21 protein-coding genes, 1 pseudogene and 1 riboswitch are annotated in these 22,972 nt (G+C 59.8%); of the genes and pseudogenes, 16 read left to right on the top strand and 6 right to left on the bottom strand.

What is annotated here, in order from left to right; genetic code table 11:
* Nucleotides 1-21: 21 nt before the first annotated feature.
* From N1F89_RS06675 to N1F89_RS06655, 5 genes are read right to left on the bottom strand one after another with little or no spacing between them, the layout of a single operon-like run.
* Complete coding sequence (locus tag N1F89_RS06675) at nucleotides 22-1,098, bottom strand: hypothetical protein (RefSeq protein WP_290082723.1); 1,077 nt, start codon at nucleotides 1,096-1,098, stop codon at nucleotides 22-24.
* Nucleotides 1,095-3,920, bottom strand: coding sequence for a hypothetical protein (locus N1F89_RS06670; protein WP_290082722.1), 2,826 nt, complete (start codon nucleotides 3,918-3,920; stop codon nucleotides 1,095-1,097). Before N1F89_RS06670 ends, N1F89_RS06675 begins: the two co-directional genes overlap by 4 nt.
* A 39-nt stretch (nucleotides 3,921-3,959) precedes the next feature.
* Entirely contained in the window at nucleotides 3,960-5,192 is a 1,233-nt protein-coding gene (locus N1F89_RS06665) for a Druantia anti-phage system protein DruA (protein WP_290082720.1), read from the bottom strand.
* Nucleotides 5,193-5,245: 53 nt separating this feature from the next.
* On the bottom strand, nucleotides 5,246-6,115 hold the full coding sequence (locus tag N1F89_RS06660; RefSeq protein ID WP_290082718.1) for a nucleotidyl transferase AbiEii/AbiGii toxin family protein: 870 nt from the start codon (nucleotides 6,113-6,115) through the stop codon (nucleotides 5,246-5,248).
* Nucleotides 6,108-6,725, bottom strand: a complete 618-nt coding sequence (locus N1F89_RS06655) for a type IV toxin-antitoxin system AbiEi family antitoxin domain-containing protein (protein ID WP_290082716.1) — start codon at nucleotides 6,723-6,725, stop codon at nucleotides 6,108-6,110. The genes N1F89_RS06660 and N1F89_RS06655 overlap by 8 nt, the downstream gene beginning before the upstream one ends.
* Before the next feature lie 642 nt (nucleotides 6,726-7,367).
* On the opposite strand from N1F89_RS06655, the pseudogene N1F89_RS06650 reads away from it, so the two are divergent.
* The 10 genes and pseudogenes from N1F89_RS06650 to N1F89_RS06605 all read left to right on the top strand — a co-directional run.
* A pseudogene (locus N1F89_RS06650) lies at nucleotides 7,368-8,303 on the top strand (DUF3363 domain-containing protein); the annotation flags it as partial.
* Nucleotides 8,304-8,463: 160 nt separating this feature from the next.
* The gene (locus tag N1F89_RS06645; protein WP_173189763.1) at nucleotides 8,464-9,954 is read left to right on the top strand and encodes a gamma-glutamylcyclotransferase family protein; all 1,491 of its coding nucleotides are present in this window, start codon (nucleotides 8,464-8,466) and stop codon (nucleotides 9,952-9,954) included.
* 250 nt (nucleotides 9,955-10,204) lie between these two features.
* Nucleotides 10,205-12,190, top strand: a complete 1,986-nt coding sequence (locus N1F89_RS06640; protein WP_173189764.1) for a conjugal transfer protein TraG — start codon at nucleotides 10,205-10,207, stop codon at nucleotides 12,188-12,190.
* A gap of 3 nt (nucleotides 12,191-12,193) precedes the next feature.
* Entirely contained in the window at nucleotides 12,194-12,622 is a 429-nt protein-coding gene (locus N1F89_RS06635; RefSeq protein WP_173189766.1) for a CopG family transcriptional regulator, read from the top strand.
* Between the two features lie 417 nt (nucleotides 12,623-13,039).
* Complete coding sequence (locus N1F89_RS06630; RefSeq protein ID WP_173190122.1) at nucleotides 13,040-14,215, top strand: aminotransferase class V-fold PLP-dependent enzyme; 1,176 nt, start codon at nucleotides 13,040-13,042, stop codon at nucleotides 14,213-14,215.
* A gap of 215 nt (nucleotides 14,216-14,430) precedes the next feature.
* Nucleotides 14,431-15,456: a P-type conjugative transfer ATPase TrbB gene (trbB, locus tag N1F89_RS06625; RefSeq protein ID WP_173189768.1), complete on the top strand. Its 1,026-nt coding sequence runs from the start codon at nucleotides 14,431-14,433 to the stop codon at nucleotides 15,454-15,456.
* Between the two features lie 25 nt (nucleotides 15,457-15,481).
* The gene (locus N1F89_RS06620) at nucleotides 15,482-15,769 is read left to right on the top strand and encodes a TrbC/VirB2 family protein (RefSeq protein ID WP_244648875.1); all 288 of its coding nucleotides are present in this window, start codon (nucleotides 15,482-15,484) and stop codon (nucleotides 15,767-15,769) included.
* Nucleotides 15,769-16,302, top strand: a complete 534-nt coding sequence (locus N1F89_RS06615; RefSeq protein ID WP_290082712.1) for a TrbG/VirB9 family P-type conjugative transfer protein — start codon at nucleotides 15,769-15,771, stop codon at nucleotides 16,300-16,302. Before N1F89_RS06620 ends, N1F89_RS06615 begins: the two co-directional genes overlap by 1 nt.
* Nucleotides 16,299-17,468 carry a TrbI/VirB10 family protein gene (locus N1F89_RS06610; protein WP_173189782.1) on the top strand — a complete coding sequence of 390 codons (1,170 nt, stop codon included), beginning with the start codon at nucleotides 16,299-16,301 and terminating at the stop codon, nucleotides 17,466-17,468. The genes N1F89_RS06615 and N1F89_RS06610 overlap by 4 nt, the downstream gene beginning before the upstream one ends.
* Before the next feature lie 2 nt (nucleotides 17,469-17,470).
* On the top strand, nucleotides 17,471-17,701 hold the full coding sequence (locus N1F89_RS06605) for a DUF2274 domain-containing protein (protein WP_173189784.1): 231 nt from the start codon (nucleotides 17,471-17,473) through the stop codon (nucleotides 17,699-17,701).
* Here the strand turns inward: N1F89_RS06605 and N1F89_RS06600 are convergent.
* Entirely contained in the window at nucleotides 17,673-18,632 is a 960-nt protein-coding gene (locus tag N1F89_RS06600; RefSeq protein WP_173189786.1) for a LysR family transcriptional regulator, read from the bottom strand. The two genes, N1F89_RS06605 and N1F89_RS06600, sit on opposite strands and share 29 nt — an antisense overlap.
* Nucleotides 18,633-18,687: 55 nt before the next feature.
* On the opposite strand from N1F89_RS06600, the gene N1F89_RS06595 reads away from it, so the two are divergent.
* The 6 genes from N1F89_RS06595 to N1F89_RS06570 all read left to right on the top strand — a co-directional run bounded on the left by N1F89_RS06595 (nucleotide 18,688) and on the right by N1F89_RS06570 (nucleotide 22,928).
* Complete coding sequence (locus N1F89_RS06595) at nucleotides 18,688-19,167, top strand: MarR family transcriptional regulator (protein ID WP_290082710.1); 480 nt, start codon at nucleotides 18,688-18,690, stop codon at nucleotides 19,165-19,167.
* The gene (locus tag N1F89_RS06590; RefSeq protein WP_173190124.1) at nucleotides 19,167-19,919 is read left to right on the top strand and encodes a class I SAM-dependent methyltransferase; all 753 of its coding nucleotides are present in this window, start codon (nucleotides 19,167-19,169) and stop codon (nucleotides 19,917-19,919) included. The genes N1F89_RS06595 and N1F89_RS06590 overlap by 1 nt, the downstream gene beginning before the upstream one ends.
* A complete protein-coding gene (locus N1F89_RS06585; RefSeq protein WP_173189788.1) occupies nucleotides 19,916-20,377 on the top strand; it encodes a thioesterase family protein in 462 nt (153 codons plus the stop codon). The genes N1F89_RS06590 and N1F89_RS06585 overlap by 4 nt, the downstream gene beginning before the upstream one ends.
* 57 nt (nucleotides 20,378-20,434) lie before the next feature.
* Nucleotides 20,435-21,319 (top strand): alpha/beta hydrolase, encoded by an 885-nt coding sequence (locus N1F89_RS06580; protein WP_290082707.1) that lies wholly within the window; start codon nucleotides 20,435-20,437, stop codon nucleotides 21,317-21,319.
* Between the two features lie 105 nt (nucleotides 21,320-21,424).
* A riboswitch (Fluoride riboswitch) is annotated at nucleotides 21,425-21,486 on the top strand.
* Nucleotides 21,487-21,560: 74 nt separating this feature from the next.
* Nucleotides 21,561-21,941, top strand: coding sequence for a fluoride efflux transporter CrcB (gene crcB, locus N1F89_RS06575; protein ID WP_173189790.1), 381 nt, complete (start codon nucleotides 21,561-21,563; stop codon nucleotides 21,939-21,941).
* A 504-nt stretch (nucleotides 21,942-22,445) separates the two neighbouring features.
* The gene (locus N1F89_RS06570) at nucleotides 22,446-22,928 is read left to right on the top strand and encodes a VOC family protein (protein ID WP_173189791.1); all 483 of its coding nucleotides are present in this window, start codon (nucleotides 22,446-22,448) and stop codon (nucleotides 22,926-22,928) included.
* Nucleotides 22,929-22,972 lie beyond the last annotated feature (44 nt).

Below are 22,972 nucleotides of genomic sequence, written 5' to 3'. Positions count from 1 at the left end.
ACTTGTCCCCCTCCTGCATTCTTACGCGTCCGTCGGCACCAACCACAAGTTTTCCTGAAGGTTTTTTTCTTCTTCAGCAGCTTCTGCCACGGGAATCTCATACGCGAACAAGCTGCGGCTGTGTGGACGTTCGTGACCGAGAATCATAAGCCGGCGCTGCGCCCAGAGTGGCAGCGGCGAAAAGAATTCGAAGCGGACACCGGCATCTGTGATGCTGCGCCGATATTGCTGTGGATGTCCCGCAATGCGGTCAATCGCCATCTGTAAGTGCCACGCGGCATCGCATCCGCGCCAACGAAAGTGCCTGGGAGGCAAGTCGATGATCCGCTTCAACGTGCCATTGACAAGTTCTGCGAAGCTCCAGAGCGGCGCGCCGAACTCCTGCGGCCGGCGTGCGACGAATGTTCCGGTCTGCCCACGCGGTGCGCCCCATCGACCGCGATAGTAGGTCACCTTGGTGTCTAGATCGAGTATCTCGAGACCGGATACCGGCCCACATGTTGGCTGAGAGCTCAGTTGATTTTCGAAACGTTGGATCAACTGTTCCGGGGTCTGCGTCTTGGGCGATCGGAGCCACACGGACTCAGACAATTGATGTAGTCCGTGCGCGATCAACTGCTCGATCAGATCCTCGCCAGACTCGGGTGCGATAAACTGCGTCACGTGGGAGCGGACCACGCGCCGCGCCAGGTGTTCCGGCAAGAAGATGTCCTGATCGGGGGCGATTCCGGTCAAGAAGATGCTTCCGGTACGGCGAACCACAAAAGCTGGCGGCGCCGCGAATACCCAGGTTCCTTTAACGTCTGGGTCATCGGTCGCGACATCGGATAGCTCCAACAAGTCACCGGCGACGATCATGGCCTCGGTCAGATTGTCCAGCCGATCGGCGAGTGCTCCGAAGTCCGGCTGCAAGTATGCAAGGCTTTCCATGAGGGCGGCGCGAAGCGCGGTCCTTGAACATGGACAGTGTATCCCTGCTGCACGCCGCAGGAGGCCCGCCAACAGAATGTCGTCAAGCCCAGAAGACTCGATCCCCATGCCAAGCGACGTACGGCAGCAGTCCAAAACCTCATCCGGAGTGAGTTCAGTGATCGTCATTCCCACCTCGGCAGTAATTCTATGGGCCGATTTTCCAGGCACGCATGACTGAGCGCGACGATCCGGGCTCCGCGCAGCAACAGAGGTTTCGCCAGAATGCGTTTGAGAAGGTCCGGCAGCCTGTCACGGTAGAGGCGCGGCACCTCGTGCGGACGGCTGGCTATATCGACTGCCAGGGAGCAAAGCGCTAGGTCGGAACAAACGCCATAGCGTGCGGCCAAATCGGCATACCAGCCCACGATCGCCTTTCTTCCACCTTCGATGCTCAGAGCATCACGACGCAGCACGGACGGAAAACCTCCCCTGTAATCAAGCAACGATTGCAAATGATCGAAACCCTTTTCACAATCGCTGCTTCGCATGAAAGCGGCCTCGGCTCGGCCCCAATCTCGACCGGCCAAGGCCCCATAAAGGCGAGTGGTCAGGCCAACCACGACCTGGCGCCGCCGTGCGTTGGCAAGGAAGCCCGCAAGCCGCGCTGACCTCCAGTAGCCCAATATCCGCATATGCTTGATGATGGATTTGGGGCTGTCGGCAATACGGGCGTAGACAGGATGAACACCTAAGCCTTCCAAGCCGCTACCGGATAGCCCGGTGCTGACGATGACCAAGTCCCGGAACTTGCCGTGTTGGACGATAAACAGCCCGCCTGGCGACTGGACATCGAACCCGGCAAGGGCTTCTCCAGCATCGAGGCGCTCGATCCTGGTTGGTGTCTCCATGCTGAAAAAGCGGCATTTCGGTTCCGCGTCTTCTTGCCCTGTATCGTCGACAAGGCGAAGCGCAACGGCTTCGCCTTGATGGCGCAAGACCCAGCGGACCGGCAGTGCATCGTGGTCGAAGCGGACGACGAACCGCCCAAGTTCCTGCCCCTCGATTGTGAGAAGGCCGGAAGCGGCCTCAAGGTATCGCCACTCCGCGTGTTGCCGCTGCAGGAATTCCTGGAACCGCCTTTCCCAAATTTCTGGAAGAATCGGCAGGTCGACTGGTGGGCAGACCTGGGCGCTGTAAATCTCCTCGCCTTTGGCATCCTCAAGGCTCACATGCGGGGTAACCTGTCGACCTTCGGGACCGAAAACCGTTAGGTCCAACTCATTCTCCCAAAACACGTCCAACGTGGCGTCATGCGGATTGCTGGTGACCACAAGGCCTACATGCGAGGTCGTTCCGGGTATCCATGGTTCAGGTTCGCGTATTCTTAGTTCCAGAAAACCTTCATGCGAGGTCCGCGCCGTTTCATCCAGGGCCGCACTTCGGTGCGCTTTGACGTTGAGGCGATATGTCCCCGCGGCCAATTGCGGTAGTTGAATAAAGGTTGGCTGTCCCGGCTTTCCGGCCGAAAAGGTCGCGGTCGCGTCATCATCGAGCGTGACACGATAGGAATCCACGGGATAATCGGGAACGATCCCGATACACGGTTTTTCGGTCGTCAGCCATTCGCTTCGCCCTTCTCCATCCCAGTTCCGGCCGGGCAAACCGGCAGGCCAGACACGGATGGTTCTGGCAATTTCGAGATTTCGTATCCGCAGCCATTGAATATATGCGTCGGACACATCGGAAGGCACCGAAACTCGGATGGCGCGGATATCGCTGCATTCGATGACGCAGCCTGCCATGCCATCTTGCAGGTCTTCAAATTCATCGGGCGACGCCAAGATGTAATCATAACCGGGTCGCATCAAACGGCTGGCAATTTCGCGGGCGATGCCGTCAGCGCCAATCCGGAAGAGCCAGATCGGACCCGGGCTCATCCGGCATTCGCTCTCAAGAAGATGATCGACGACTCCATTCGAGGACTCAAAACTGACCAACGGCCTGGACGGGTCGGGCCAAGCCTTGAGAACCGCACGGCGGTTGCCAGACAGGACCCAGCCCGCCGGCCGCCTGACATCATCGCCGTTCAACTTCGAGCGGGTCTGCCGAAGAAACTGCTGGATACCCGGATTGAGAGCGGCAATTGACTTGAAATTGGGGACGTCGATCACGAGCGTCCAACGCCCGTCGCCGGCATATCGCAGCAGCAGATCGGGCCGAACATCAGGCCTCGCTTCTTGCAGCCTTCGCTCGACTGAATCCTGGCTGTCGCTCATGGTTCGAGGTGCGGTGCCTCGACCAATGCCCTTGAAGCGGTCAGCCACAACGCGACTTGCCTCTCTGAGCCAACCGCGGGCGTGTCGCATCTGCTCGAGATCGGCAACGATTCGATCGAGCGTAGCGGGCAGAAGAGGCTCTTCGCCTTCACGCGGATCCTGGTGCAGAAGCGCAAGGACGATACGGCCGACCAACTCCTCTTGCTGGAGAAACTGCTCGAAACGAGTCGATGCGTAGTAGACATTACTCGCGATCAGACGGCCAATTACGGCAGGCTCGATCGTCGTCAGTCGCGCAAGCGTGAAGCGCAGATCATACAATGTCCGAGCAAATTGCTGCTGCAGATAGCGGGGCAAGACAGCATGGGTGATCGGCCAGGCGATTATGCTGAAGTGCGACGCCCACGGTCCGGAAGGAACTACGCCATTGTAGGTTGACTGGAATTTCGAGAACCACGCCGTAACCCGGTACCGGTCTCGGGAATCCCAGCCGGGTGTAACATCCTCGAAAGACTGCCAATATTCACCGCCTTCGTAAGTATACCCCCTCTCTGCCGCATAGATTGTCCAGAGCAACCAGTGTGGAGCCAGTCTCAGTCCGGTGTTCAGGCGTGCCCGTAGCTGCTCGGCAATCTTCTCCAATTCACCATCATCCAGACCGTGCTCCAGAGCAAAGATAGGAAAGCCGGACGCCGCGCGACGCTCTGCAAGCGCCGCAAAATGCTGCTCCATTCGCTCCTGCCATTGGTCCAAAGGCACAGCCATGACCAACTATGACCCCGAGGCCGTTTCCTTGAACAGATCAGAGCTTTTTAGCTGGTTGCGGAGCATGCGGGTCTGATTCCCAAAGAGATCGACAATGTCGTTTGAGTTCCAGTTCTTGAATTCAGGCATGCGCTCGGCCCGAGGCACCATCCACCGCTCGAGCGCCAACTCGGATATTTCTTTGGCTGAAAGGAGTTCTCCGACGTCAGGCTTCCCCTTGCCGGTGTGCAATATCTTGGCAGCGTTCTTGGCGAGTTCACAAATGAAGACCTCGCGCTGAATTCCGTGTCGCAACATGTCTTCTTTGAAACCGAGCGCTGAAAGTGCTGCCCTTGTAGTTCGCAAACGCCAGTTTGGCCCTTGGCCAAAACGGTGCTGGTCTGCATAGGTGTGGTCGATATCGCGCAGGTAGTCGCGCAATTCCGCGAATAACCGATCCGGTATGTGAAAATGCCCCCATCCTCCCGTGTAACCGATGGATTTCAGATACTGCTGCCCCCCAAGCTTTAAACGATTGTAGACCGACGATCGGCCCATTGAAGACGATGTGGTAACAGCGAGCAGTCGCGCGCTTTTTTCCTCTTTCGAGATTATTCCGGTGGAACCGCCATAGGTGCGCGCAAAATCGTCGTATAAGTCCCGGCTCCGAAGCAAGCAGGCAACGAGTTTCCCGCCCAGCAATTCGTTGTAGGGGGGTATGGCTCCAAGAACGTAAGCATCCATCACGTTGACGAGACGGGCGCTTCTGTCATGGGCGTCCCAGCCAATGAGCCTGTCCCTAACCGCGAGGTTGAATACCGGATCCCCGATGGCAATGAGACCCATCAGCTTACCGTTGCTTTCATCCCAAACGAGATATCGCATCCTCCTGCCGAAGCCATTTGAAACTGGAACCGACCATGTCAGCGACGCGAGGCGAAAGAGGTCGCCTTGCGGAGTCCCCGCTGATACGCGCTCGAGTACCGGCGATATTCTAGTGGGCTCAACTTCCTTGCCAGACGCAAAATGCGTCAACAGCTTCTCGGCCTTGGCGGCAATGAACTCGCGGTTTACCTGGAGCCGCTCTTGCCGTTGCGCGCGGTGTAGCGTGCGAACAATGTCCTTTCCGGACCCTTGAATGCGAAGCGCACCCTCATCAGACTTCTCGAAACCCAGTGCGTGCAGATGTCGGCGCAGCTTTCGTTTAATGTGGGCTTCACGTGAAGCAATGCTAACGACATTTCCCTTGCTTTTTGACATTCAGTTATGCCCCCTGTTTCCAATGTCTTTTGTCTCGTACATATCACGGCATTTCAAAAATCCAGTTTCCCGGCCCGTGAAGCATGCGGCAAGAGGAAGATGGCAAGGTCTTCAACGACAGCCGGTAAATCTACTGAATCCAAGTCTATATCCTCAACGAAAGCTCGCCACTGCTGTTGCTTCTGTGCATCCGTCGCAAATTCCAGCGTAAGCGCATCAGGCAACTCAGTCGGGATCACCGTCTCGCGCCGCGCGAAGGTTGCGGCGATCGCGCGAGCGAGCCTATCATCATCGAAGGTGAACGACCGGCTCAAAACCCAGATATCGTAGTAGTCCTTCATCCGACTGTTGGCACGCCCCAGCGCCACCATCGCCTGGAACTTCTCAGCAATGACCGTCTCCCGCGCATAGGCGCGCAGTCTCGGCGCGGGGAGATCGAGCATTACGGGATAGTCGACGACTTCCGCCCCAGGCTCCAGCGCATCGCCAAAGCCGATGTCGATCGTGAGGTTGATCCGGGCGCCGCCGACCGAAGCGATCGCACGCAGCCGGAGACCGCCATAGTCGAGCTCCTCGCGAATGCGATCGACACGCAGCGTGTCCGGATCGAACACGACGCCGTCTTCGGCGTCCTGAGCGAGGATGTCCCGGAATGTCGCCAGCATCGCGGCTTCGCTCGGGTCACCAAAACCCAGCAGATCGAGATCGCGCGTCCCGCGGTGCGGATCGTCGAACCAACTCATCATCAGCATGGCGCCTTTCAGCACGAAGCGGTCGGCATGGGGTGACTGGCTGAGCCGGAACAGGAGGCGCTCCAGCGCGAAGCGCGTGAGCACCAGATCGAAGCTCTGTCCGTTCGCCTTGGATAGGTTGAGGAGCCGCGCGCGCACCGAGGCGCCAATATTTTTCATCTCCTTAGCCATTGGCGGTCAGCGCCTCCAGATAGGGGCGGATCACCGTGCCGACCCCGCCTGTATCAGCAGCCCTGGCGATGTCGGCCGGCGTGGCTTTACGTTGACGCAGGGCTTCCTGCAGGCCCTCAAGCGCGACAGGAAGACCGATCTTGCCGCGATGCCGGAAGCAGTCAGCAACGGTCTTCGCCACACCAAATATCTTGACCGATACGCCTTCAATCACATGCGTCTCGACGCTTTCAGCAAGCAAATCGTCCGAGAAACGCAGCACACGGATCGGCATATCGCTCGGTTTCGGCGTCCAGTCGTTCCGACCGATCGCCATCCACACCTTCTTGGGAAGCTGATCCGTGAGGCCATGAAAGGCGAGTGCCGAGACGAGGCAAATCACGCCCTTGGGAAAACGCTTGGCCGCTTCGGCGAGGCTATGGTTTGCGTCGAGCTCTGCGTCAGGAAGCTGGTAGAGCCCGCGCGCTAGGCGGATAACCTCGCCATCCTTTTCCATACGGCTGACGGTTGCGGCGGTCACGCCGGCATCCCTGAGTTCCGCTAGGCGCAGAATCCCACGCGCCGCGAGGAGATCGCGGGCTATCTCGCGCTGGGGCCGGGCCTGAGGCATAGATACATACTCTCGCACTTCAACATCCATAGTGCGAGGTTTTGTATCACGTGGGGCCGTAAAGGAAAAGACCAACGAGGTTGTTGGATCGGCTGATGGGAAGCCACCGCGCCGCTGGCTGGAAGCGTATGGACCGCGACGTGGAAAGCCCCGGGAGGGGAAGGCCTTCCCCTGCGGCCGAGCCTGTAGTCTTGCCCGACCCCTTCTGCGGGGACACCCCCCAGGCTGTGCTAAAACCCACCAATCGTGCGAGCGCAGCGAATGATTTTGCCCGCTCTATGGAATATGAGCGTTTGGCTGCTTAAGACCTCTTTGTCGTCATCGGCTATGAGATCGCAAAATCCCGAAAGCTGCCGTTGAGCCGCTGCGGCTGACCGCTGCTTGGCCCTTGTTGGTCCGCCTCGGAGGAACTATTCCGCACCCAAGTCGGACAGCCTCGGCATGTCAGCCTGCTCCTTCCCTTAATGCCTCTGCGATCAGCAGAGCAAGCTCCCCAGGCGGCTGGATACCGGAGATACGCTGATCGCATCCCCATGCCCATCCATCATCCCAACGTCGGATCGGTGAAGCTGGCTTGCACTTCACTCAATAGGTGATGCTAGTCAGAACCACGTAAAGGATCGTGGCGGCCATCCGGGCGAGCAGCCTGACGAGTACCACGCGCTGAAGGTGGGGCGGCTGCGCAAGCTGGAAGCGCTCGGCCTGGCCGATCAGGTCGGTCCCGGCCAATGGATGATCGATGACAACGCCGAGGCGACGCTACGTGAACTCGGCGCGCGCGGCGACATCATCAAGCGCATGCACCGGGCGCTGACCGAGCGCGGCATCGGGCGCGGATCGGCGGATTACGTGCTGGCCGCCGAAAGTCTCGACACGCCGATCGTCGGCCGCCTGGTCGAACGTGGACTCGACGACGAACTGAAGGCCACAGCCTATGCCGTGGTCGACGGCATTGACGGACGGAGCCATCACATCAAACTCGCCGATCTCGATGCCGCCGGCGACAGCGCGCCGGGCTCGATCGTCGAACTGCGCGCCTATGACGATTCCCGCGGCCGGCGCCGCGTCGTGCTCGCGGTGCGTTCCGATCTCGACATCGAACGGCAGGTGACCGCATCGGGGGCGACCTGGCTCGACCGGCAGAACATCGCGCGCGACCCCGCGGCACTGTCAGAAGGCGGCTTCGGCGCGGAAGTTCGCCAAGCCCTGGATCGGCGCGCGGATCACCTGATCGAGGAGGGCTTTGCTGAACGAGAGGGCCGACGCATCATCTTTAGCCGCAATCTACTCGGCACGCTCCGCCAGCGCGAAGTGGAAACGTTGGGCGAGAAAATTGCAGCGCAGACAGGGCAGCCGTTCCAGCGCGCAGGTAGCGGTGAGTATGTCGCCGGCACCTATTGCAAACGCCTGTCGCTCACCTCTGGACGCTTCGCCATGATTGACGACGGCCTCGGCTTCCAACTCGTGCCCTGGACGCCCTCGCTCGAAAAACATCTGGGCCGCCATGTCTCTGGCGTCGCGCGCGGGGACGGTGGGATCGATTGGAGCTTCGGCCGCAAGCGGGGCCTGGGGCGCTGAACTTTGTCAGTGGGTGTAACTAGACCGTTGGCGAAGGACAGCTTCGAGCCCAAGGACGTCCTGCGTTGCCGTGTCGGCTTTTGTAAGCGCTGCGACATCGGACTATTGTTTCGCTAACCCTTTGCAGCGCGGTGCGACGAGTCCATCGTGGGAGCCGATTATGTTGAAAGCGACCGAAGAAGAGATCGAGGAAGTCCGGGAATACTTCGAATGGCAGGCGCCTGACCTCGAAGTGACGTTTATGCAGAAGGTCTACTCGGAGGCCGTTCTGAACACGCGCCACGACGTGTGGGACATCCACACCAACAAGGATCGCTGGTGGGTCATCACGGGCGGCACAAACCTCTATTCTCAAGAGCAGTTCCCCAACATGGACCTTGCTCTGACCTTCCATATTGGCCTGATCCTCCGCATCCCGCGCACGGCTGAGCAGCAGACAGACGATCTACGTATCATCCCGTTCGGTCCCATCTTCGAGAAGATCGAAGAAGCCGGCATCGCCGTGACACAGGCGCACAACCTCGCGGGCTATCAGGCTGTCGGTGTCCGCTGCCGGGAGACGCTACTCGAATTAATCGGCGCCGCGCAGGACGCGGCAACGTGGACCGACACACCGCCGCAGCGCGCGAACTTCCGCGAGTGGGCGGAGATCATCTGCAACGATCTTCTGCCAGGCGACTCCAACAAGGAGCGTCGCGGGGCGCTCAAGGGTGCGCTTGAGTCCGCATGGACCTTTTCCAACTGGCTGACGCACTCAAAGTCGGCCACCTGGATTGATGCAGACATGGCGCACTCGTTGGCCCAACACGCCACCGGTATGGCAATGTCGTTGATCCTTCGTGCGCTGCGCGGTGTGCCTGTGGAGTGCCCGAAATGCGGCTCACCACACCTCGAGCCCGAACAGGGCGAGAACACCGCGGCACCTGGGGTCCTCTGGGAACGCCCGCGGTGCGCCGACTGCGGATGGACCGGCAGGCCGATTCCAATCGTCGACCTCGAAGAGGGACAGCTGATCATCACACGTGAGGGTGAAGAAACCGACGCGTGCAGCATAATGACGGTGCCGCTGCGCACAGTCCTCAAGCCGGGCGATGCCACAATCCCGGCGCTGAAGAAAATAGAGTCCGGGCCACCGGGCCCCGTCGTCTATTTCGCCTATGGGTCCAACATGTCGACCGCCCGGCTGCGCGAACGCATGCCGAGCTGCAAACCGCTCGGCATCGCGACCTTGCCGAGTCATTCGCTCCGTTTTCACAAGCGTAGTGTGGACAACTCCGGTAAGTGCAACGCGTTTGCCAGCGGGAACGACGATAGCGTGATCGGAGTCCTGTTCAGCTTTGATCCTGCCGAGCGAGCGAAGCTAGATAAGGCCGAGGGCTTTGGCAGCGGTTACGAGCACGCAATGGTCGCGGTCATCAATGACAAAGGTCGCAGGCGGAAAGTCCTTACCTATCTCGCCAGCTCGGACTATGTCGACGACAACCTCAAGCCCTATGGTTGGTACAAGGACTTCGTCCTTGCTGGTGCCAGGGAACACGGCCTGCCGCGGGAGTATATTGCCGAATGCATCGAGTCTGTTGAGGCGATCAAAGATCCCAAGAAGGCACGAGAAAAGAAGCAGCGGGCCACGCTCGTAGGTCCCCCGCGGTGAGACTCTGTCGGCGCGAGTTGCCTGTTGAGACTGCGGATCAATCTCCGCTACTGGCGCGGAGCGGGAATACTCCTAGTCTGTCCAAAAACACCGCTTCGTACGGCGTCGCATCCAGCCAATGACGGTTTCGCACATAGTCAGCCCGCCGTTCTCTGACCGTTAGGCACCGTTTTTACGACTGGAGAAATAACGGGCTTGCCGACCCCGTTCATGGTCCCCAACGTACCTATATTTTCTTGGTAAATGTGCCATGTCGGGTACGAAAATTCTCTGGGGTCAGATCGTCATCGTCTTCACGATCGTCCTCACTACCACCTGGGCGGCGACGCAGTGGACAGCTTGGCGCCTTGGCTTCCAGCCCCAGCTAGGTGCACCTTGGTTCGAGTTCGCGGGATGGCCGATCTACTATCCGCCCGCCTTCTTGTGGTGGTGGTACTTCTACGATGCCTATGCACCACCGATCTTCATCGAGGGCGCGGTCATCGCGGCTTCCGGCGGTTTCATTTCAATCGCAGTGGCGATCCTCATGTCCGTCTGGCGCGCACGCGAGGCGCAGAGTGTCGACACTTATGGATCGGCGCGTTGGGCGAAGCCAGATGAGGTGAGGGCCGCCGGCCTGCTCGGACCCGACGGTGTCGTTCTCGGCAAGCTCAGGAACGACTATCTCCGCCATGAGGGGCCGGAGCATGTCCTGTGCTTCGCACCGACCCGTTCGGGCAAGGGCGTCGGTCTCGTCATCCCCTCGCTTCTGACCTGGCCGGGCTCGGCGATCGTCCATGACATCAAGGGGGAGAACTGGCAGCTCACCGCCGGCTTTCGTTCCCGGCATGGCCGCGTGCTGCTGTTCGACCCGACCGATCCGAAATCGTCGGCCTACAATCCGTTGCTCGAGGTTCGCCGCGGCGAGTGGGAGGTGCGCGACGTCCAGAACATCGCCGATATTCTTGTCGATCCCGAAGGCTCCCTCGAGAAACGCAATCACTGGGAGAAGACCAGTCACGCGCTCCTGGTCGGCGCCATCCTCCATGTTCTCTATGCCGAGGAGGACAAAACGCTCGCCGGCGTCGCCGCCTTCCTGTCCGATCCGAAGCGCCCGATTGAATCCACGCTCGCCGCTATGATGAAGACCGCGCATCTCGGCGGAGCCGGTCCACATCCGGTCATCGCCAGTGCAGCGCGCGAGCTCCTCAACAAGTCGGACAACGAACGCAGTGGCGTGCTCTCCACCGCTATGTCGTTCCTCGGCCTTTATCGCGATCCGATCGTCGCCAAGGTCACCCGGCGCTGCGATTGGCGCATCACCGATATGGTCGGCGGCAAACACCCGACGACGCTCTACCTCGTCGTGCCGCCTTCTGACATCAATCGGACCAAGCCACTGATCCGTCTGATCCTTAATCAGATCGGCCGGCGACTGACCGAGGACCTGCAGAAGAAAAGTGACCGGCACCGCTTACTGCTCATGCTCGACGAATTTCCGGCACTCGGACGCCTCGACTTCTTCGAGAGTGCTCTGGCCTTTATGGCGGGCTACGGCCTCAAGAGCTTCCTTATCGCGCAATCGCTGAACCAGATCGAGAAGGCCTACGGTCCGAACAACTCGATCCTCGACAACTGCCATGTCCGCGTCAGCTTCGCCACCAACGACGAGCGCACGGCAAAGCGCGTGTCTGACGCACTCGGTACTGCGACGGAAATGAGGGCGATGAAGAACTATGCCGGGCACCGTTTATCGCCCTGGCTCGGACACTTGATGGTCTCGCGTTCGGAAACCGCCCGTCAACTGCTGACGCCCGGCGAGGTCATGCAGCTCTCACCCACCGACGAGATTGTTTTGGTTGCCGGCATGCCGCCGATCCGGGCGAAGAAGGCGCGCTACTACGAGGATCCGCGCTTCTGCGAACGCATCCTGCCGCCCCCGTCCAAGATTACCGCAACCAAGGCCAGAGGTGATGACTGGTCCACGCTGCCATTGCCACCGAAGCCAGCACACGCGGCAGGAGCCACCTGCAACGCGACCGAGGAGGAAGATTCGACTGATTCCGAACGGCGATACCAACCTGAACTCAGCCGCACTCGACCCTTCGAGCGAAAAGAGCCGATCCAAAACGAGTTCGAGATCGATCCCATCGACGATGATCACGAGGAAACCGCGCGCAACAGCCGGATGACACGGGTCATGCAACGCGTGGCGCGGCAGATCTCGATGGACCCCAAGGACGGAATGGAACTTTAGACCATGGCTGGCCGTAGGAAGAAGACACAGATCTCCGTCTATCTCGATCCGGACGTCATGACGATGCTCCTGGAATATGCCGCGCGCCGCGAGCAGTCCCAGTCGATGATCGCGGAGGCAGCCATCGCTTCCTTCCTGTCGCCGGACGATGCCGAGAGGCGCGAGGCCGCCATCGCAAAGCGGCTAGATCAGATTGATCGCCGCATGATTCGTCTGGAGCGTGACGTCGGCATCTCCGTCGAGACATTGGCCATCTTCGTTCGGTTCTGGCTGGCGACGACGCCGGCGTTGCCGGAGCCGGCAGCACTCGCCGCCCGTGCGAAGGCCAGCGATCGTTACGAGGCGTTCATTACAGCATTGGGACGTCGTCTCGCAAAAGGACCGAAGCTCAGGCAGGAGATTCCTGAGGACATTGACGGATCTGGGAGTTGAACCCTGTTGCCCACCCTTACTTAGCATTGCATGTTCAATAAATCTGCGCCGCCATGGCATTGTTGAACTGGAGCATGTGCAAAATGGGTATGCGTTTTTAGATTTATGACTTGAAACGTCTAGAGGCGCTTCGGGCTAGATTGGTGTGCCCGCCAAATTCTCATCCTTGACATTTTCGCATGGCGTAGACCCGTTTTTGGGGTTGGACAACATTCAAATGGAATTCCCTGGATGCTATCGTCCAACTCCAATGCCAGCCGCATCGCCGGGCTCATGCGCCGCGCCTCTGGGATGCTATCACGCTATGTGCGTGGCAAATTCGATTGTTCTAGGTCTCGGCAAAATTGGTTGCAGAGCCTCAAGCAGGAAGTTGATTGGCTTGCCGCACTTCCGATTAGCAGTTGGGAGGATATTATCGTGCTGAACATAGAAAAAGCCCGGGCCGATACGCCGAGTTGCGAAAACGTTTTGCATTTCAACAACGCGGGCTCGTCTCTGATGCCCACTCCTGTGTTCGACGCACTGCAGCGGGTTTTGCGCGACGAAAACTCCGTGGGAGGCTACGAGGCCGAACGGTGGGCTGAAGAGGATCTCGCTGCGTTCTATACTGAGTTTGCCGCGCTTTTGAATGCTTCGTCAGACGAAATCGCTTACGTCGAAAACGCGACCCGAGCATGGGATATGGCGTTTTATGGCCTCAACCTGAAAGTAGGCGATCGCGTCATTACGCACGCTTCGGAATATGCCTCGAACTACCTTGCTCTTCTCCAGCAGTCGAAGAGAGTTGGTTTCGAGATCGACCTCGCACCCTCGGATGAGTATGGGCAGATCGATGTCGAGGCGTTGGATCGAATGATCCGTCCAAGCACGAGGCTCATCGCGATCACGCACGTGCCTACGCAGGGCGGATTGGTCAACCCTGCCGTAGCTGTAGGAAGTATCGCCAAAAAGCACGGCGTTCGTTATCTGCTCGACGCCTGCCAATCCGTCGGACAGCTCGAAGTGGACGTAAAGGCCATCGGTTGCGACATGTTGTCTGGCACCGGGCGAAAATTCCTGCGCGGACCTCGTGGAACCGGCTTCCTTTATGTGCGCAAAGAAATCATCAACGAGATTGATCCTCCATTTATCGACCTTTTGTCGGCCACCTGGACAGAAGCAAACGGGTACACGTTCGCAGACGGCGCGAAACGCTTTGAGAATTGGGAAAGCTATGTCGCGGGCCGGGTCGGTCTCATGGCGGCTGTTCGCTACGCGCGCGGCGTGGGCCTGAAGAACATTGAGATGCGCGTCGGCAAGCTAGCGCAGGAGTTGCGTGATGCGCTTGCTGACACGCGCGGCGTGACAGTTCATGACCTAGGCCAGAAGAAATGTGGGATCGTTACGTTCAGCAAGGACGGCGTTGAACCCGCAGACATGGCTGAGGAGCTTCGACGCCGAGGAATAAATGTATCCGTCTCGGCGATGCCCTACGCACGACTAGACTTCGAAGACAGAGGGCTAGCCTCCTTGGTCAGAGCGTCAGTGCATTACTTCAACACGGAAGCTGAGGTGGCCCGATTCACAGAAGTCGTGGCAACCATTGGCCGATGAGACGCTTCGACGGATGACACGGCATGCCGTTACTTCCACAACACGGTTCAATTCTGCTCTCGCGGGAGCAGAGAATGGGACAGCCGCCGTTTTCCTGTATTTGTACGCTACGCCACGCCGCCGCTAATTCTTTGTTGAATCAGCCCTAGATCAGGCTCTTTTAATCATCCCCGCATGGGGAACGTCTGTTCGTCCCCGTTGGAATCGGGGATCGGATGGCAGCCTCACATCGCAATTCGGAAGGGATCGCACGCGGCGCGCGAATGCTGCGCACCGCGCTCGGTCCGGCTATCGCGACATTCCTGGAAGATCCCGCCGTTGTCGAGGTGATGCTGAACCCGGACGGGCGGCTCTGGATCGACCGCCTCTCCGAGGGATTGTCGGACACCGGCGAGCGCCTTTCGTCAGAGGATGGCGAGCGGATCATCCGCCTGGTCGCCCACCATGTCGGCGCAGAAGTTCATACCGGCAGCCCCCGCGTCTCGGCGGAGCTACCTGGAACGGGGGAGCGGTTCGAGGGACTTCTGCCGCCAGTCGTGGCTGCGCCGGCTTTCGCGATCCGCAAGCCGGCCGTCGCGGTGTTCACCCTCGATGACTATGTTGCCGCCGGCATCATGACGGTCGCGCAGGCATCGGCGTTGCGGTTCGGCGTCGCCGCGCGCGCCAACATCCTTGTTGCCGGCGGCACTTCCACTGGTAAGACGACGCTGACCAATGCTCTCCTGGCTGAGGTCGCGAAGACATCCGACCGCGTCGTCATCATCGAGGATACGCGCGAACTGCAATGCGCCGCGCCAAACCTCGTCGCCATGCGGACGAAAGACGGCGTCGCGTCGCTCTCCGACCTCGTCCGTTCGTCGCTGCGCTTGCGGCCCGACCGCATTCCCATTGGCGAGGTTCGCGGCAGCGAGGCGCTCGATCTCCTTAAAGCATGGGGCACCGGCCATCCCGGTGGGGTGGGTACGATCCATGCGGGCACGGCGCTGGGTGCGCTGCGCCGTCTTGAGCAACTCATCCAGGAAGCCGTCGTCACCGTCCCGCGCGCCTTGATCGCGGAAACGATCGATCTTGTGGCCGTGCTGTCAGGGCGCGGCTCGGCCCGCCGCCTGTCCGAACTCGCCCGTGTTGAAGGTCTCGGCCTCGATGGCGATTACCGCGTCGTGACCGCTGTCGAGGCTCCCGACACAGCTCTTTCCATCCCAGCCGCAAAGGAACGCTTCCATGAACCAGACCCTGCATAACGCCCGCCAGAGACTGGCGACCGCAATGTCGCTTGCTGTCATGACGTTGATGATGGCGCCCGCTGCACACGCTTCCGGCTCATCGATGCCCTGGGAGGCACCGCTTCAGTCGATCCTCGAATCCATCGAGGGTCCGGTCGCCAAGATCATCGCCGTCATCATCATTATCATCACCGGCCTGACCCTTGCTTTCGGCGACACGTCCGGCGGGTTCCGGCGCCTGATCCAGATCGTGTTCGGCCTGTCGATCGCCTTCGCGGCGAGTTCCTTCTTTCTGTCTTTCTTCTCCTTCGGCGGCGGGGCACTGGTCTGATGGCTGTCACCTCCGACCAGGGCGGCGAACTGCTCGGCTTTTCGGTGCCGGTTCACCGGGCGCTGACCGAGCCGATCCTGCTGGGTGGTGCGCCGCGCGCCATCGCGATCATGAACGGAACCCTCGCCGGCGCGGTGGGACTCGGCCTGCGGCTCTGGCTCGTGGGCATCGCGATCTGGGCGATCGGACATGTCGCCGCAGTCTGGGCCGCCAAGCGTGATCCGCTTTTCGCCGAGGTCGCGCGGCATCACCGCTACGGACTGCAAGGCGACAGACCGCCCTGGCGGCCGGTCTCGGTCTTCGACGACGGGCGGCGGGTCTATATCGTCTTCCCCGTTGGGATCGTGCAGGGCGAGATGCCGCCACTCTTCGTGCTCGGCTGGGATGGGGAGCCGGAAATCGTCAACAGCCGCATCTACCGAAACATCCTGATCGTGGACCGCATCTTTGCGGCCGCCGAGTTGCGCCTCGGCAGCGAAGACCGCCAGCAGACCGTCAGGATTGTGCGAACCGACGGGAGGCCAGGATCATGAGCGATGCCGACGACAACAGGGAAGATGGCGTCCCACTCGAAGCGATGCCGGACGATACCGCCGAACCAATGCGGTTGAGGGGAAATCCGCCGCGCGTGACTCGGCTTTCACGGCGTGTCCTGGCCGGCCTCGGCCTCGTCGCCGCCCTCGGTGTCGGTGGTGCTTTGATCTATGCGCTCCAGACGCCCGAAAATGGCGCGGACAGCGACGAGCTTTACTCGACCGAGAACCGCAACACCGCGGATGGATTGAATGAGTTGCCTAGCGACTACACCGGTCCAGTGCTCGGTCCACCACTGCCCGGCGATCTCGGCCGTCCGATCCTCGATGCTCAGGAACGCGGCCAACCCGTTCCGCCGCCGGCCATCAATACGCCGGCCGTCGATCCGGAGGAGCAGCGGCGCATGGCCGAGGAAGAGGCCGCGCGCACCAGTCAGGTCTTCTTCCAGTCCGCGCCGACTGCGGCGCGAGAGACATCGACACCATCGATCACCGGGCTAAATCTCGGCCACCAACCGGGCGCGGCACAAAACAGCGATCTCGCCTTCCTCAACGGTCCCGTGGACCGGCGCACCGTAGCGCCCGACCGTGTGATGGCGCCGGCATCGCCCTACGTGCTGCAGGCCGGGTCCGTCATTCCGGCCGCGCTCATCACTGGCATTCGCTCCGATCTCCCTGGCCAGATTACGGCGCAAGTCACCCAGCATATCTACGACAGTCCAACGGGAAACACGCTCCTGGTTCCGCAGGGTACGCGCATTATCGGCGAATACAGCAACGACGTCGATTTCGGCGATCGGCGTGTGCTCCTGGTTTGGAACCGGCTGATCTTCCCCAACGGCCGCTCCATCGTTCTCGAACGCCAGCCGGGCGCCGACACGAGAGGATTTGCCGGCCTTGAGGATGGGGTCAACTACCACTGGTGGGATCTCGCCAAGGCAGCTGGTCTCTCCACGCTGCTTTCGGTCGGGGCGGAACTGACGATGGATGATGACGAACGCCTGATCCAGGCGATCCGCAACGGTGCTCAGGACACGATCAACGATGCCGGCCAGCAGATCGTCCAGCGCCAGCTGCAAGTCAGACCGACGCTCACCATCCGGCCGGGCTTCCCGGTGCGCGTCATCGTCACCCGCGATCTCATTCTCGAACCCTATGGAGGCTGACTGTGGTGAAGCTGAAGCTTGGTCCCTTGCCAGACGACAAACCCGTTAAGGTCACCCTTGAGCTCCCGGCCAGCCTGCATCGGGAGCTTGTCGCTTATGCCGATATTCTCGGTCATGAGACGGGGCAGCCGCCCGGCGATCCGTTACGATTGATCGTTCCGATGCTCCAGCGCTTCATGGCGACGGATCGTGCCTTCCAGCGGCTTAGGCGTTCACATCGTGCAGGCGTCTAATGCCAAGTGTCGGCGCAGCCCAATCCGATGTGCCCGGTCTCGCGTGCCCGGACATCATGTGCGCGATGCTGAGAAGCCGGCGTAGCGCTGGATTGTCATTTTGGGCCGACCAAACTGCACTGAACGGAATGACATCGTGTGCGTCCGATAGGGGCCTCAGAACAAGGTCTGGCAACCCGACGGACGCCCAGGCAGCCGAGACAAGGGTAATTCCCTGACCAAGACTCACGAGGTTCATAAGGGTTTCACGACCCGCATTCTTGATCTCGATATTTGGGCGAACGCCACATGTCGATGCACGACGGACGATGTAGTTCTGCACCTCCATTCCAGGAGCGAAGCGACTTACAATAAAACGCTCTTTGCGCAGATCGTCCCAGTCCAGGCAATGGCGCCCGGCGAGATGATGGTCCTTCCAGAGCGCGACATGAACGCGCTCTCGCCAAATCTCAGCACATTCGCAATAGGGAGCGCGTTCGGTTCCCGTAAGAAACGCCACGTCGAGCGCATGCTTCTGGATGGCGGCAAGATGGCTATCACGGCTTCCGTCGTGAACATCGATCTCAACGCCGGGATTGAGCTTGCGATAACCATGAAGCAGCGACCGAAGAAAGCCGCCCGCCAGTGAGGTTAGAACTCCGACTTGAACGATGCCGGTTTCCGCCCGACCAGCAGCTGCGGCTGTGCGTTGAGCCGTTTCGAGTTGTTCGCATGCCGGGAGCACAGCGGACAGAAATCGCTCACCTGCCGCCGTTAGACGGGCGCCCGACCGGTGTCGTACGAAGAGGGAAACCCCGAGTTCGTCTTCAAGCCGGCTAATCGCCCGGCTCACGCTGGACTGTCGTACGCGCAAGACCGTGGCGGCCTCACGGAAGCTCCGCCTGTTTGCTGCTACGATGAAACAGCGCAGATTTGCGTTCTCAAGGCTCATGTCTTCGGATCTGCCGGTCTTGCAATCGCATTAGCACTAATGTAATTGGGTGTCTATGAGTTCGAAAGTGAAACCCGGTTTGGGCGAATTGCTCCGCTACGTCGGCGAGTTGGTCGATCAGGGCGCAGAGGAGCATTACCGCGACATCGGCCTCCAATACCGCCCACGGTACACCCCCGTTCTTCGCGCGATGAGTGCGGGCGCCGAAACGGTGACCGACATAACTGCGCGCAGTACCCTCACGCAGGGCGCGATCAGCCAGACAGTTTCGCTGATGCTGAAAGACGGCATTCTGGCACGTCACCAGTTGGACGACGGGCGCAAGACCGGACTGCACCTGACCCGAACAGGGAAGGATTTGCTGAAGAGACTTGAGCCCCACTGGGCGGTTACGTTTTCGGCCATTGGAGATCTGGAGGCGGAGGTTGGGCATCCGCTTCTTCAGGTTCTCACCGACACCGCGCAAGCGCTCGAGCGACAAGGTTTTGGGGCACGACTCAAAGAGGCCGCCAACCACCAAAAGGATGCCCAATGATGGCTGAACCGAAATCCGCAAGGAACTGGTTTGATCGCGACGGCCGCAGCTATGCTTCGTTCAGACCGGAATATCCGGCTTCCCTGTCCCGTTTCTTGGCGGAGGCGGCACCCGATACGTCGAGAGCCGTAGACGTCGGCTGCGGCACTGGGCAGCTCACCCATCAGCTCGCAGACTTCTTCCAATCCGTGATGGGTGTGGATCCGAGCACTGAACAGATCGGCAACGCCCTGCCTCATGACCGTGTCGAGTATGTTTGCGCACCTGCCGAGAACCTACCGCTGCCCGATTGCAGCGTTACCCTTATTACCGCTGCACAATCCGCCCATTGGTTCGACCTTGCGGATTTCTACGACGAGGTCCGCCGGGTAGCCGTGAACGGGGCTGTGATTGCCTTGGTAAGCTACGGAGTGCCGCGCTTGGCTCCGTCCGACCTGGACGCACGCTTTAGGCGCTTCTATTGGGAAGAAATCGCTTGCTACTGGCCGCCGGAGCGCAAGCTCGTCGAGTCAGGCTATGCCGATCTCGAATTTCCGTTTGAGGAACGACCGACTCCCGGAATGGAAATCGACCGGGCTTGGGATCTGAGCGATTTTCTCGGTTACCTCTCGACATGGTCCGCTGTGCACCGGGTCAATGAGGCTGGCCGAGACGATATCCTCGAAGCTTTTGTGCACGATCTTCACCTCATCTGGGGAGATCGAAGGCGACCCGTGATTTGGCCGATCAACATGCGCGTGGGGATCACATGAACGAGTTCAAAGAGTGCTTGCCACTTGAAGTGGGGGTAGGAGCACGAGAGCGACTCACAGTTGCTCCTTTCCACACCGTGCCGGAGTTGGATGACACTTGGCCCGGCTTTCGCGACATGCCTCCGGTTCTTGCCACCGCGATGATGATCGGCTTCGTTGAACAAACCTGTATCGAAGCGCTTCGTCCTTATCTCCGGCCCCAGCAACGAACCGTCGGCACGCACGTCAACGTCAGCCACCTCGCGCCCACGCCCGTTGGCATGAGCTTTGTGGCTGATGTCAAACTCGTGGAGATCAACAGCAACTCGCTGTTTTTCACGGTCTCTTGCCGAGACGAGGCCGGCTTGATCGGTGAGGGGACCCACACCCGCGCCATTATAGACCTTCAGCGCTTCGCTCAGCGCGCGAACGAAAAGCGCGAACGCTGGAAATACGCGAAAGCCACACGTTCAATTTGACGTTCAGCATCCGCGATTGGACCGGGTCGCTGGCAGGAAACCGCCAAGGGGCATCACATGTTTGAGGGATTTCGGAATGAAGTCGTGCGCGTGGACGGCGTTGACATTGCCTGCGTGATTGGCGGCGACGGCCCTCCAGTTCTTCTGTTGCACGGATTTCCGCAATCAAAGGAGATGTGGGCGAGAGTGGCCCCAAAACTCGCTGCCAATTTCACCGTGGTTTGTTCCGACCTGCGCGGCTACGGCGCATCCTCCAAGCCACACGGCCTTCCCGACAACTCCAACTACAGTTTTCGCGCCATGGCAGACGATCAGGTCGGATTGATGGAGCAACTCGGCATAGAGCGATTCCATTTGATCGGACACGACCGTGGCGGGAGAACGGGGCATCGCATGGCACTCGACCATCCGGACAAGATCCTTTCGTTGGCGGTGCTTGACATCGTGCCAACATTGGCGATGTTCATGGACACAAATCACCGTGTCGCAGGCGCATACTGGCACTGGTACTTCCTCTCGCAGCCCGAGCCGTTTCCCGAGCGGGTAATCGGCGCCAATCCTGATTTCTTCTACGAAACCTGCCTGGTCGGCTGGGGCGCAACGCGCATCGGCGACTTCGATGATGAGATGCTTGCCGCATACCGACGCTCATGGCGGGACCCCCATATGATCCACGGGTCCTGTTCTGATTATCGAGCCGCCGCAACAGTCGACTTGGCGCTGGATCAAGCCGATATCAATCGCAAGATCGGCTGCCCCACCTTGGTCTTCTTTGGTGCTGCCGGCCAGATGGCGCATCTCTTCGATATCCCAGGCGAATGGCGAAAGCGGTGCGAAAATGTTGCGGAAGCTTCGCTGCCCGGGGGGCATTTCTTCGTGGATCAGTATCCCGATGAGACTGCTGACGTACTGATGGATTTCCTCGCCACGGTGGCAGTTTGACCTGGCTGCGACACCCGCGGCGGCATCCTGGGCGCAGGAAGATGGACTGCCGCAGCTGGGCAGGACAGCCCTGGCCGAGCTGGCTAACCAACGTTCGGATACAGCTTTTTCGATGGGGATGGAGTTTCCCGACAACCGCCACCTTGGCCGATAACTCCTACAACAACAGGCAATTCGCCTGTCGATGGATGGGTGCTGGCATAGCGATCGACGGTCTGGTTGCCCCAACAGCGAGGCAACCATGAATTATCTGATCATTTTCATCGGTGCAGGCTTTGGTGGCATGGCGCGCCACGCCATCAACGTCACCGCCCAGCGGCTGTTCATCCCCGGAATTTTTCCCTTCAGCACGCTGTTCATAAACGTTGTTGGCTCATGCCTGATGGGTGTTGTGGTGGGGTACTTCGCAGCGCGTACCGGCTTGCCCCAACAAGCCCGCCTTTTCCTCACTACCGGTGTTCTCGGAGGCTTTACCACCTTTTCCGCCTTTTCAATGGAGACGACGATGCTGATCGAGCGCGGGCTTTGGTTCCTGGCAGGTCTGTACGTCTTTACATCAGTGGCTCTCTCGCTCGGGGCCTTGCTCGGAGCGATTGCCATCACGCGCCACAACCTGGTTTAAAACGCAGCCCGATCGGTGAATGTCCGCCGATAGCCTAAAAACTTGCGAACAGGGCCGCAAAGATCGCCGACACATAAAGGCCGACCGCAAAGTAGAAGTGAGGCAGGAAACTGAAACACCGTGGAGTCTAAGGCTTGGGCAGGTGCGACGCAGCTTATGGCGGTGGCTGCCGGGGGCTCTGAGCTGGTGCCGCTTGATGAGGCAGTTGGCGGCTAAGCTAAGACAGATCGAGTTGTTTCTCCGCCGCCGCCAGTTGCCCCGTCAATTCAGTCCTTTCACAGGCATCGTCGGGCGTCCTGCCGCCGAATGCGGACGCCGCCGATTGTAGTAGTCGACCCTGGAACCGATGCCGTGCGGGCTCTGCTTCCCGTCTCGATTGCGCTTAGGCAGAGCAGTGAATAGACGACGTTCAGTGGTGACAAGTTAGCACCTTTGGCTCTGCTGACACCATTTGGCAACAGACCATGTCATTGTGCCGTTCGCAAACCCGATGGAGATTGTCTCATGCAGAACATACCAATTATTCCTCCCGGCTATGCCTCGGTTGCACCTTGGATCATCGGCAAAGATACGGTCCGGCTGATGAGTTTTCTCTCGGAAGCTTTTGATGCAGAGGATCTCGGCAGCTTCCAAAACCCGGATGGGAGCATCGGCCATGCCGAAATGCGCATCGGCAATACGATCATTCTAATGTTCGACATGCGTGATTGGCCGCCAACCCCAGCATTCCTTCGCCTGTTCGTCGAGGACGCTGAGGAGCTGTTCAAACGAGCGGTCGCCGCCGGCGCGCAGCCAATTACCCAAGTGACGCACCTGGCCTTCGGGGACAAGGTGGGTCGCGTTCGCGATCCCTACGGAAATGTCTGGTGGCTGCAGCAACGGGTTGAGAACGTTTCCGATGAGGAAATTGGGCAGCGCTGGTCCGACCCGAAGTGGTCGACAGCCATGGACTACCTGCAGACAAGCCTGCGGAAGCTTTATCAGTAGAGTACGACATGACCCTCTCAATGGACTTGGCTAGTCCACCCAAG

The sequence above is a fragment of the Aquibium sp. A9E412 genome (genome assembly GCF_030398335.1).
Taxonomy (GTDB): domain Bacteria; phylum Pseudomonadota; class Alphaproteobacteria; order Rhizobiales; family Rhizobiaceae; genus A9E412.
This window is presented reverse-complemented; position numbering and strand designations above follow the sequence as displayed.